8 protein-coding genes are annotated in these 12,259 nt (G+C 70.0%); 1 reads left to right on the top strand and 7 read right to left on the bottom strand.

The window, feature by feature from the left end:
* The first annotated feature begins 26 nt into the window (after nt 1–26).
* Nucleotides 27–1,355, top strand: a complete 1,329-nt coding sequence (locus BMY89_RS06790) for an enolase C-terminal domain-like protein (protein WP_092376619.1) — start codon at nt 27–29, stop codon at nt 1,353–1,355.
* Nucleotides 1,356–1,474: 119 nt separating this feature from the next.
* Here the strand turns inward: BMY89_RS06790 and BMY89_RS06785 are convergent, their stop codons facing one another.
* The 7 genes from BMY89_RS06785 to BMY89_RS06755 form a co-directional block, all read right to left on the bottom strand.
* A complete protein-coding gene (locus BMY89_RS06785) occupies nt 1,475–2,170 on the bottom strand; it encodes a FadR/GntR family transcriptional regulator (protein WP_092377497.1) in 696 nt (231 codons plus the stop codon).
* A gap of 201 nt (nt 2,171–2,371) precedes the next feature.
* On the bottom strand, nt 2,372–5,368 hold the full coding sequence (locus tag BMY89_RS06780; RefSeq protein WP_092376616.1) for a glycoside hydrolase family 95 protein: 2,997 nt from the start codon (nt 5,366–5,368) through the stop codon (nt 2,372–2,374).
* 602 nt (nt 5,369–5,970) lie between these two features.
* Nucleotides 5,971–6,753, bottom strand: coding sequence for an SDR family NAD(P)-dependent oxidoreductase (locus tag BMY89_RS06775; RefSeq protein WP_092376613.1), 783 nt, complete (start codon nt 6,751–6,753; stop codon nt 5,971–5,973).
* Between the two features lie 101 nt (nt 6,754–6,854).
* A complete protein-coding gene (locus BMY89_RS06770; protein ID WP_139217915.1) occupies nt 6,855–8,456 on the bottom strand; it encodes a lectin in 1,602 nt (533 codons plus the stop codon).
* Between the two features lie 236 nt (nt 8,457–8,692).
* The gene (locus tag BMY89_RS06765; RefSeq protein WP_232521097.1) at nt 8,693–10,822 is read right to left on the bottom strand and encodes a CotH kinase family protein; all 2,130 of its coding nucleotides are present in this window, start codon (nt 10,820–10,822) and stop codon (nt 8,693–8,695) included.
* Complete coding sequence (locus BMY89_RS06760) at nt 10,813–11,643, bottom strand: polyphosphate polymerase domain-containing protein (RefSeq protein ID WP_092376607.1); 831 nt, start codon at nt 11,641–11,643, stop codon at nt 10,813–10,815. The genes BMY89_RS06765 and BMY89_RS06760 overlap by 10 nt, the downstream gene beginning before the upstream one ends.
* Nucleotides 11,640–12,245, bottom strand: coding sequence for a DUF4956 domain-containing protein (locus tag BMY89_RS06755; protein WP_092376604.1), 606 nt, complete (start codon nt 12,243–12,245; stop codon nt 11,640–11,642). Before BMY89_RS06755 ends, BMY89_RS06760 begins: the two co-directional genes overlap by 4 nt.
* Nucleotides 12,246–12,259 lie beyond the last annotated feature (14 nt).

Genomic DNA, 12,259 nt, shown 5'->3' with positions numbered 1-12,259 from the left:
AAACGTTCTACCCCTCAGGAGTTCCGGTGACCGACCGCATCTCGTCCGTGGAAACCATCGACGTACGCTTCCCCACCTCGCGGCACCGGGACGGATCGGACGCGATGAACCCGTTCCCGGACTACTCCGCCGCCTACGTCCGGCTGCGTGCCACCTCTGGCGCCGAAGGCCACGGGCTCGTCTTCACGGTGGGTCGCGGCACCGAGATCCAGGTCGCGGCGGTGCGGTCGCTCGCCACGATGGTGGTCGGTCAGCCGGTCGCCGAGCTGATCGCCGACCCCGGGGCCCTGGCCCGGCGGCTCGTCGGTGACAGTCAGATCCGCTGGCTGGGGCCGGAGAAGGGCGTCGTGCACATGGCTGCCGGCGGACTGGTCAACGCGGTCTGGGACCTGGCCGCCAGGCGGGCCGGCAAGCCGCTGTGGAAGTTGCTGGCCGACCTGACCCCCGAACAGCTCGTGGCACAGGTCGACTTCCGCTACCTGCGCGACGCCCTCACCGAAGCGGAGGCGCTGGCGCTGCTGAACGCCGTCGAAGGCGGGCGGGCGGAGCGGGAGCGCCTGCTGCGGGCGGCGGGCTATCCGGCCTACACCACCACTCCCGGGTGGCTGGGCTACGACGACGAGAAGTTGGCCCGGCTCTGCGTGGAGGCGGTGCACGCCGGGTACCGGCTGATCAAGCTGAAGGTCGGTGGCGACCTGGCCGACGACGTACGCCGGATGGGCATCGCCCGCCACGCCGTCGGGCCGGACGTCCGGATCGCGGTCGACGCCAACCAGATCTGGGGTGTACCGGAGGCGATCCGGTGGATGCGGGAGCTCGCCGAATTCGACCCCTACTGGATCGAGGAGCCGACCTCGCCGGACGACATCATCGGCCACGCCGCCGTGCGCAAGGCGCTCGCCCCGGTGAAGGTGGCCACCGGCGAGCACGTGCACAACGCGGTGATGTTCAAGCAGTTGTTGCAGGCAGACGCCGTCGACGTGGTGCAGATCGACGCGTGCCGGGTCGCCGGTGTCAACGAGAACCTGGCGATCCTGCTGCTCGCCGCGAAGTTCGGGGTGCCGGTCTGCCCGCACGCCGGCGGAGTGGGCCTGTGCGAACTGGTCCAGCACCTGGCCATGTTCGACTTCGTCGCGGTGAGCGGCAGCACCGACGACCGGGCCATCGAGTACGTCGACCATCTGCACGAGCATTTCGCGGATCCGGTACGCGTCGAGGGCGGGCGCTACCTGGCGCCCACCGCTGCGGGCATGAGCGCGGAGATCGTCCCCGCCGCGTTGGCCGCCTACCGCTTCCCGGACGGGCCCGAGTGGGCCGGCGAGCCGGTCGTCGACCTGCCATCGGGGTCGCGATAGGAAAGTCCTCGCTCTGCACATCTGATGTCTGATTCGGTGGTCGTGCTGCCTGCTCAGCCACGGCAGGGTCGACCACCCGGCCCTGGCCGCACCGCCGGCATGGCCACGACCGCCGCGATCTACCCTTCCGTCGGCTGCGCGGCGAGCACCGTACGCAACCACGCCTCGGAGGTGTTGACGTGCATCAACGCGCTGGCGTGGGCGAGCAGTTGGTCGCGCGAACGCAGCGCGAGGTAGATCGCGTGGTGTTCGTCGATCGTCTTGTGCGCCGCGTTGCCCTCTATCAATCCCCGCCACACCCGCGCCCGCACGGTGCGGCTGGACAATCCGTCCAGCAGGGAGGTCAGTGTCTCGTTGCCGGTGGTCGCGATGACGGTGTGGTGGAAGGCGGTGTCGAACTGGATGAGTTTCTCCGCGTCGTCGGCCGCGGCCCGCATGTCCTCCAGGATCTGGGCGAGATCGTCGAGTTCGGTCTCGGTCATCCGGAGCGCCGCCAGTCCGGTCGCCACCGGCTCCAGCATCCGGCGCACCTCCATGACCTCCAGCAGGGTGTCGTCGCGTAGCAGCTCAACGGCGACCCCCAGCCCCTCCAGCAGCAGCCGGGGAGCGAGGCTGGTGACGTAGGTCCCGTCGCCGCGCCGCACGTCGAGCACTCGGGCCGATTCGAGCACCTTCACCGCTTCCCGCACGCCGCTACGGGAGAGCCCCATCTGGGCGGCCAGCTGTGGCTCCGGTGGGAGCCTCGCGCCCGGCGGCAGCTCGCCACTCTGGATCATGCTTCGGATCCGCGCGATCGCGTCGTCGGTCAGTGCCACCAGGCCCCCTTCGAACCGGACCGCCATGCGCCGTCGGCATGGACCGCTACCGGCAGGCTCGGTGCAAGCCGGCGACACGCATCACTATAAAGACATCCGATGTTTATCGCCGCCAGGATCCACGTCGGCGGGTCTTCACGGGTCTTGGCGAAGACCCGCCGACGTGGAGCGGATCGCCGCCCTAGCTGATCTCGACCCTGCTCATCCGCCGATGGCGATCGCGAAGACGTGCATCGTCGGCACGCCGGCTGCCGGGCGGGCGCTGATGTTGGGCAGTTCGACGCGGGCCACCGCCTTGTTCTGCAGCGTCACGCCGACGTAGTAGATACATGCAGCGGTGTTCTGGCGCTGGTTGTTCGGCCGGTTCTGGTACTGCGTCACGATGGCGGCGGTGCCACCGGAGTGCGGGCCGCCGTACCAGTCCGGGGTGCTCAGCGTGAAGGTCTGCCGTGCCCCGTCGGCGTAGACCACCGCGGCGGTGCCCGAGACGGCGCCGTAGGTGCCGGTGGCGAGGAAACCGAGCGTACGTCCAGTGCCGGCCAGGCTGATGGACTGCCCCGAGGCGATCGCGTTGTCGGCGCCACCAGGTGCCACATTGGGCCACCGGAAGTTCACCCCGTTGCGGCTCACCGTCGCACCCGGGGTGACGCCGGCCTGGGCCAGAGCCTGCGCGGAGAGCGTCGCGCCGTTGCCGTCGAAGTTGCCGACACCGGTGTTGCTGTCGTTCGTGGTGCTGGCGTTGGAGAAGCTCTGCTCCAAGGTGGGCCCGGTGCTGGCGCCGGTGGGGGTGGCCCGGTAGGTGCGGCCGGCCTGCACGGTGACCTCGACGAGGTCGGTCTCCAGTCGTCGGGTCGTGGCCGGCGTGCCGTCCGCGGCGTCGACCACGCTGTGATTGCCGGCGAACAGCCGACCACGCAGCCGGACGATGCCGGCGCGGTCCGCCCGGACGACGACCTCGGCGGCCTGGCTGCTGCTCCAGGCGATACCGACGGTGTACCCGCCCCTGGCCCGCAGGCCGCTCACCTGACCGGTGGGCCAGGCACCCGGCAGCGCCGGCAGGATGTGCAGCTCGCCGGCGTGGCTCTGGAGCAGCATCTCCGCGATGCCGGCGGTGGCGCCGAAGTTGCCGTCGATCTGGAAGGGCGGGTGCAGGTCAAACATGTTCGGGGCGAGTCGGGCGGGCGTGGCGAGGTAACGGATCAGGTCGTGGGCGCGGTTGCCCTCCTCCATCCGTGCCCAGAAGTTGATTTTCCAGGCGAGTGACCAGCCGGTGCCGTCGTCACCGCGGATCTCCAGGGTGCGGCGGGCCGCCTCGAACAGCTGTGGCGTGCCGCGCCTGGTGATCTGGTTACTGGGGGCCAGTCCGTACAGGTGGGAGATGTGCCGGTGGGTGCGCTCGGGTTCCACCCAGTCGTAGAGCCACTCCATGATGTTGCCGCGGGACCCGACGCGCATCGGGGCCAGCCGGTCCCGGGTGGCCCGGACCTGTGCCCGGAAGGTGGTGTCCACGCTGAGGATCTCGCTGGCCCGGGCGCAGCCGTCGAAGAGGTCCCGCAGGATCTGGTTGTCCATGGTGGGGCCGGCACAGACGCTCGCGTCCGCGTGGTGGCCGATCTCCGGTGAGTTCGACGGATTGGTGACCAGGTAGCCGAGGCTGGGTTCGGTGACGAGGGTGTCGAGGAAGAACTGCGCGGCGCCCTTCATGGCGGGGTAGTTCGTGCGCAGGAACTCGATGTCGCCGGTGAACAGGTAGTGGTCCCAGATGAGGGTGGCCAGCCAGGCTCCGCCGGTCTGCCACATGCCCCAGAACGCGCCGTCGACCACCGAGGTGGCGCGCCAGGCGTCGGTGTTGTGATGGGTCACCCAGCCACCGGCCCCGTACTGCACCTGGGCGGTCCGGGCGCCGGCGACCGCGAGGTCCCGGACCATGTCGAACACCGGGCCGTGGCACTCCGACAGGTTGGTCGTGTTGGCCAACCAGTAGTTCATCGGCAGGTTGGCGTTGATGGTGTACTTCGAGTCCCACGACGGGGTCAGGGAGTCGTTCCAGATGCCCTGGAGGTTGGCCGGCTGGGTGCCGGGGCGGGAGGAGGAGATCAGCAGATACCGGCCGAACTGGAACAGCAGCGCCGAGAACTGGGGGTCGCTGACGCTGTTGTGCTGCGCGATCCGCACGTCGGTCGTCTGGTCGGCGGCCGAGGTCCGGCCGAGCTCGAGGCTCACCCGGCCGAACAGCGCCTGGTAGTCGGCCACGTGCCGGCTGCGCAACTGGTCGTAGCTGACGGTGCGGGCGGCGCTGAGGTGCCGGCGCGCGATGCCCTGGTAGTCGCCACCGACGTTGCGGTAGTTGACGTAGCTCGAGCCGATCGAGACCAGGAGCGTCACGCTGGTGGCGTTGGTGACCCGCAGTGTGCCAGCCGAACTGGTGACGCTGCCGCCGCTGATGACCGCGCTGGCCAGGGCGTGGAAACGGACCGCGCCGGTGATGCCCTCCTGGTTGCCGGAGACGCCGTCGAGGGCGATCGTGGCGCCGTCGGGGCTGGAGGACGTCGTCCGCTGCGGGCTGTCGAACGTGGCGGTGAAGCTGATCGAGCCGGTACGGTCGGCGGTCAGCCGCATCGCGATGATCTGGTCCGGCGCGCTGGCGAACGTCTCCCGGTGGTAGCGCACGCCGTTCATCACGTAGGACACGGTGGTGGTGGCGGTGGTGAGATCGAGCTGCCGGTGGTACTGCGATGCCGATCCCGAGGGGAAGGCCATCCGGAGGTTGCCCACCGTCTGGTACGCCAACTGGCCGCCCGGGTTGCCGAGCATGTTCTGGTTGATCAGATTCTGCGCCTGGGTCCACTGGTTGGCGAAGACCAACCGTCGGATCTCCGGCAGCGCTGCCAGACCTCGGGTGTTGCTCGGGTCGTGTGGGCTCCCGGCCCAGACGGTGTCCTCGTTGAGTTGGAGACGTTCGGCATCGACGTTGCCGAACACCATGCCACCGAGGCGTCCGTTGCCGATCGGCAGCGCCCGCAGCCAGTCGGTGCCCGCACCCTCGTCATACCAGAGTGCCAGGTCGCCGGCGGCCAGCACCTGAGGCGGCGCCACCGAATCGGCCTGTGCCACGGCAGTCCAGGCGCCGGGCAGCAGCGCGCCGCTCGCGCCGGCCGCTCCCATCTTCAGGGCCTGCCGTCGGGTCACGTCTGACATCGATCCTCCAATCGCCGGCCGATTCGGCCAGCCGAAGCGCGCCAAGTGAACGAACGTCGGTACCGGAGCCTCGCGGCCGGATCGGGCCGAAAGGTGTGGCAGTCCGCGACGGACCGTGATCCTGGGGTGTCGTGAGGTGGCTCCGGTGGCCAGGCGGCGCTCCGATTTCAACACCCAGACATCTGATGTGTTTCGCGAAGGTTACTCCGGCGTGATGAAATAGGCAATGGTCGATTGCGAGCCTCGCTCAGGACCGTCTGGCCACGTCACAAGCCAGTAGACCGTAGGCGCTGATGCCCTCTGGGTTCGCGCCGGATGGGGTCCTCGTTGGGCGTGCCGTCGGGGTCAGCGCTGCGCTGGTGCGGGAAAGTGGAGCGGCCCGTGGAGAAGGCTGGCGATACATCCGATGTATGCGGTGCGGCTTCCTCGCCTACTTGTCCGTCCCGCCCTACCGTGCCCGCTGGCTTCACCGTGCCGGCCGCGACGGCCGACGGAGCGTGCGCGCGGAGTTGGTCGCGGCGGGTGATCCGGCCCGAACGAGAGTGCCCTGCGCGGCGCGTGGACTGTCGCGGACGGCATCCGGGACGGCAGCCGGACGGGCATCACGGCAGGATGGAGTCCACGTAGCCACCGTCCACCCGTGCCGCGGCGCCGGTGGTCGCCGACGCCAGCGGCGAGGCCAGATAGACGACCATGTTGGCGATCTCCGCCGGCTCGATGAGGCGTTGCAGCAGCGACTGCGGACGGTACCGGACCATGAACTCGCGCTGCGCCTGCTCCCAGGGCAGGTCCGTGCCGACCAGCGAGCGGACGAACTGCTCGACCCCGCCGGTGTGGGTGGGCCCGGCGATGACGCTGTTCACGGTGACGCCCGAGCCCGCCGCCTCCTTGGCGAAGCCCCGGGCGACGCCCAGCAGGGCGGTCTTGGAGACGCCGTAGTGGATCATCTCGACCGGGATCGCCACGGCCGAGTCGCTGGCGATGTACTGGACCCGTCCCCAGCCACGCTCGCGCATTCCGGGCAGGTACGCCCGGGTCAGCCGGACCGCCGCCAACACGTTGACCTCGAAGTAGCGCCGCCAGTCGTCGTCACTGATCTCCAGGGCGGGCTGGGCGCCGAAGATGCCGAGATTGTTGATCAGGATGTCGACCCGGGGAAGGGCGTCGACCGCCGCGAGCGCGCCGTCGGCCGTGGAAACGTCGGCGGGTACGGCGACGAAGTCCCCCTCGCCGAGCTCGGTCAGTGCCCGGTCGACGGACTCCGGCGAGCGTCCGTTGATGCCGACCCGGGCTCCCGCCGCCGCCAGCCCGGCGGCGATGGCCCGACCGATGCCCTGGGTCGAGCCGGTGACGAGCGCGGTCCGGCCAGCAAGATCGATTCTCATCCTGTCATTCTGCCGAAAGGCGGACGTTCGTGCCGTGCGCCCTGTCGAGCTGCGCCGTCGCCGGTGAGGTGCGGAGACGGAGCCGGCGGGCGTCCCCGCCGTCAGGAGATGTTGTCCCCGTGGGTCAGCGTCTCCCAGGCGACGAAGAGGTTGTTGCTGCCGGCCGGGCGCTGCTGCAACGTCAGGGTCCGGGTGTTGGTCATCGAGTTGCCCAACCGGTTGGCCATGGCGTTGTAGCCGATCTCGGTGATCGGGCCGAGCCCGCGGGTGAGGTTGCCGCCGCAGAGCCAGCCGGGCGCCGGCTCACCCAGTTGGTACGTCGAGTGGAAGCCCAGGGCGTGCCGCAGCCGCTCACCTACCTGCGGGTACAGGTCCCGGCCCTGGATCCGGGAGGTCTCCGCGACGTGCGAGATGGCGGAGATCCCGTACCCGGTGTGGGTGAAGTCGCGGCAGGTCTCCTGGGCGAGGCCGGCGACGAAGGTCGACTGCCCGTGCCAGTAGTTGATGATCTGGGTACGGGTGGTCAGGCCGCTGCCCGGCACGGTGTACGGCAGTTCGCCGTCGCTGGGCAGGTAGATGAAGGCGCGGGCCCGGTTCAGGAAGCGGGTGACCGCCGCGTCGTAGGCCCCCCGGTCCTCCAGGAACACGGCGATGCCGACCGCGGCCTCCATCATGGTGAGTTCCCAGTTGCCGTTGCTGCCGGAGCCGTTGCGCACCACCGGCAGGTAGACGTTGCGCAGCATGGTGGCGAAGCGGGTGGCGTTGGGCCAGCTGCTGTACGTGTACCGGATGATCTCCGCCGCCCGGGGCCAGACCGACCCCGCCCAACCCGTCTGCAGTGGCCCGTTGCTCCCGGTGTGCGAGGTGATCGTCGCCGACCAGGCGTCCATGATCTCGATCGACTTCTGCGCGTACCGGGAGTCCCCGGTGAGGTACCAGGCGAGCGCGTGGGTGTACGCGGCGATCGCGTCCTCCCGCTCGTCGGTGCACCCGTTGTTGGGGTTGGAGTAGGAGCCGCACTCGACGACCGCGCGCGGGGCCGGGGTCCGGGTCAGCGAGGCGTACCGGCTGTTCATCATCTGGTTGAAGGCGGACGTCCAGGGCTGGGCGCCGGCCTGCACCCGACCCCGGACGAAGTCGAGCTGACCGCGACTGACGTGCACCCCGGGGTGGACGAACCCGGTCGACGGGGGAGGGGTGCCGCCGGTGGGCAGCGTCCAGGTCTGGTTCGCGCCGCCGGTGCAGGTCCAGAGCTGTAGCGGGGTGCCGTCGGCCGAGCTCTGGCCGGTCGCGTCGAGGCACTTTCCCGAGTTCGGGTTGACCAACTGCCCGCCGCCGGCCGACCAGCGCTGCGCCCCGGTGCCGTTGCAGTCGTAGATCTGCACCCGGGCGCCGTTGGCCGTGCTCGCGGCGGCGACGTCGAGGCACTTGCCGAGAGACCGGATCGTGCCGTCGTCGGCGACCGTCCACTGCTGTGCCGTGGTGCCGTTGCAGGCGTACAGCTGCACCTGGGTGCCGTTGGCGGAGTTCGCGGCGGCGATGTCGACACACTTGCCGCCGAGCCCGGTGATCGTGCCGGTAGCCGCGGCGGCGGCGGGTTGGACAGCGACGACCAGGCTCGTCGGTACGCCGAGCAGGGCCGCGACGAGCGCGGCGGCCAACCGGGTCCGGTGGGGAGTGTTCCCGACCAATCGTCGCGCCATCTCCTGGTCCTTCCCACCGCGCAGCGGCAGATCGGGAGGCCGCCGACGAGCGGGTACGCCGGTCACCGGCGGGTGCGGGCTGCCGGTGGTGCGGTGGCGGGCGCGGTCCGGTGTGGCGGATCCAATTGTAAGGTGTGTTAATCATTGCAGAGGATTGGATCGATATCAATCTCCGCACGCGGGAACCCCGGCACCGGGAGCGAGCCCTCGGTGCCGGGGTGTCCGTCTGCGTCAGGTCAGCTGGCCGCGCAGGTCAGCGTCGGTGTACTGGGCGCGCCGGTGGCGGAGCCGAGGAAGCCGAACGTGGTGTTGGCACCCGCGGCGAGGCTGCCGTTGTAGCTGACGTTGCGCGCGGTGACCGCCGAACCCTGGCTGGTGACGGTCGCGTTCCACGCCTGACTGATCGTCTGGCCGGCGGCGAACGTCCAGGTCACGGTCCAGCCGTTGATTGCGCTGCCGCCCGCGGTGACCCGCACCTCACCCTGGAAGCCGCCGGGCCACTGGCTGGTCACCGCGTACGTCGCGGTGCAGCCGCTCCCGCCCGGCGGCGGGGTGGTCGGTGGCGGCGTGGTGGGCGGCGGGGTGGTCGGTGGCGGCGTGGTGGGCGGCGGGGTGGTCGGTGGGGGAGTGGTGGGCGGCGGAGTCGTGGACCCACCCCAGCCGGCGGTCGAGTCCAGCCAGGCCGCGCGGCGCAGCATCCAGTCCCGCATGTACTGGACCTGCCCCTGCCAGGTGGACGCGGTCGGGGTGATGAAGGGCCCGATCATCCGGGTGGAGAGGTTGGGCCAGCGCTGGAAGTTGCGTTGCGCGCCGGCCGCCAGCGGCGCGGTGAGGGCGTTGATCCGGGACTGCAGCGACGCGTCGGAGAGCGTGCTGCGGCGCAGCGTCTGCCAGCGCAGCCGGACCTGGTTGACGAAGGCCGGGTCCCGCATCAGCTGGGTGTACCAGTCGTTGGCCAGGGGCTGCCGCCCCTGCTGGTACTGCCAGCCGGAGGTCTGGTCGTTGGCGAAGTATCCGCCCACCCCGAAGCTGAGGTCGTAGTCCCAGAGCGGACCGGCGAAGATCTTGGTGTCGCGGTCCTTGTAGAAGTACGCGCTGCGGACGTACGAGTCCATCTCACGGCTCAGCTCGTTGATAATGAGCTGGTCGATGAAGGAGTCCACATCGATGTACGCGCGGTACCCGCTCACCGGGTCGGCGAAGTTGGGCGCTCGGAGCACGTTGTGGAACTCCTGCAGGTGGCTGCGTAGCCAGTCCCGCTGTTCGGGCTGCAGTGGCGACGGGTCAGCGACCTCCAGGTAGTTCCAGCAGCTCGCTGCCGGGCCGGTGCACGGCAGGATGGGTTCCTCGGCGGCCATCCACTCGAACTTCCAGATGTAGCCGCCGGTGATCCTCGGCAGGGTCCGGTCGTCCTCGCGCAACTGCTTGAGGTCGAGGCGGTTCTTGGAGTTCTTGATCGTCTCGACGATCATGTAGACGCCCATGTAGTCGTTGGCGGCGACCGGACCGGCATCGGTGTTCAGGTAGAACTCCGCGAAGGCGTACCGCGGCGCCGGCAGCCCCATCTGCCGCCCGAGGTCGTAGACGAACGCCTCCCGGATCAGGGCCTTGTCGGTGAACGGGCCGCGCAGTACCCAGTCGGAGTCGGCGGGCATGCCCAGCACCGGGTAGTCGGCGTCGTCGTCCTCGTTGTCCCAGAGTTCGAGCCGGAAGGGCGTCTTCTCGAACGTGGACGACGACTGGCCGCGTAGCCGGAACCCGGCGCGGGTGGCCACCGTCGGAGTGGCGGCCAATGAGGTGCTCCCGCCACCCGGCTCGAAGATCATGGTGGCGGCGTCGAGGTACTCCCGGTCTGGGCGGCCGGCACCGTACGAGTCGACGAGGATGACCGGCAGGTCATGGGCGGTGGTGGTGTTGCGTGCGACGTACATGGAGGTGCCGGGTGCCCCGGAGGCGGTCTGGCCGACGAAGGCCTGTGCCCGCAGCTGCGTGGTCCGGGTCAGCCGCAGCGGGGATCCGGCGTAGAGCGACGACTGTGCGGTGGGCAGTCGCCCGTCGGTGGTGTAGCGGATCTGGGCGCCGCTGACGGTGGTGCTCAGCGATACCGACACCTCGCCGGAGAAGGTGCCGCTGGGCACGGAGAACCCGATGTCGCCGACCAGGTCGTCGGCGGCGTCCGCCGCCGCGACGGCGTCCGCCGCCGAGGTGTCGGTGGCGGAGGTGGTGGACGAGCCGGCGACGGGTTCGGCGACGGCCGGTGACGGTGACGGGACGAGTAACCCGGCGACCAGCACGGCGACGGCCGCGCCCCCTGCGATACGCAGGGATGTCGCCGCGGTACCGGCGCTGCGGACGGTCAGACGCACGATGCCTCCTGAACGGGACGGTGGGGGGCGGAGGTCGGTGCCGTGCCCACCGACGGTGTGGTGTGGAAGTGGCGGCGCAGGGTCCGCCGCCACGGTGAATCCGGCAGGTCCGGACGGAGCGCGGCCAGCCCGGTGGCGTACTTGGAGATGCGGGCGGGGCGCAGGCTGCGCTGCCACAGCATCCGGTCGGCGGGGCAGGCGGCGGAGCTGGTCTTGGTCTCGACCACGGCGAGGTCGGGCAGCCGCAGCACGGTGTCGCCGTCCTGCCAGCTCAGGCCGGTGTCGATGGTGACCCGGCTGGCGGTGGCCGGCAGCAGCAGCGTCGCCCGCTGGTAGGTGGTGACCAGAACCGGGTCGAAGGTGCTGCCGGCGGGCGGACAGACCGCCTCCCGGACGAGCGCCTCGTCGACGAACTCCCGGCCGGGGCGCACGGTGGTGCGGTCGCGCGGATCGTACGGTAACCGGTGCTTGGTGATGCTGCCACGCGCCCCACTGATCTTGACTTCGAGCCAGCAGTGCGCCGAGTCGAGATAGGTGCGGGTCCGCACCTTGAAGCGGCGTCGCCGCCGGTACGCCGCACAGTGGTAGCTGGCCAGCAACGGGGTGTCGAAGTACACCGACTCGTAGCGGAAGCTGCGCTCGCCGTCGATCTCCAGCACCTGGGCGTACGGGACGAGTTGGCGCATCAGGTGTGGCAGCTCGTCGAGCGGGACGATGTACTTGCGGTCGACCCTGGTCTGCAACGCGGCCCGGTCGATCAGCTCGGCCAGGCCGACGGGTGACATCTCCGCCAGCGGCGGGGTGATCGGCAAGCTGCTCATCGGTGGGCTCCCGCCTTGGCCGGTGCGCCGGACGTGCCGGTGTTGGTGGCGCGACCCTTCACCGAGTACCGGACGTCGACGATGGTGGTCTCGTTGACCAGGTCGACCCGTGCGACGGTGGCGGTGTGCACTCGCGCGCCGAGCAGCTGTTCCAGCTGGGCGACCAGGGCGACCTGGTCGGTGACGGCCGAGTCGAGCACCATGATCTGGTGCCGGTAGTGGCGCAGCAGCCGGGGATGGTCGCCGAGGAACATCATCACGACGATGAGCGCCATCAGGCCACCGCTGAGCCAGATCGAGGTGGTGCTCAGCGCGCCGAGGATGCCCAGGGCCAGGGCCGAGAAGTAGTACGCGACCTCGTGCTGGTCGAGCTCTGTCGAGCGCAGGCGGATGATCGACAGTACGCCGAACAGCGCCAACCCGAGGCCGAGTCCCGCGCCGACGTTGCTGGCGCTCAGCGCGCTCGCCACCGCGAGGACCCCGACGTTGACTCCGAGGTAGGCGACGACGAGGTCGCGGCGGCGGTGCCGTGGGAAGTAGAGCCCGAAGACGAGCAGCACCACTGCGCAGATGTCGATCGCGAACAGGATGAGCTGCGGCATCTCGTACGTTCCTC

Source organism: Micromonospora phaseoli, from assembly GCF_900109115.1.
In the GTDB taxonomy this organism is placed as follows: Bacteria; Actinomycetota; Actinomycetes; order Mycobacteriales; family Micromonosporaceae; genus Micromonospora; species Micromonospora phaseoli.
This window is presented reverse-complemented; position numbering and strand designations above follow the sequence as displayed.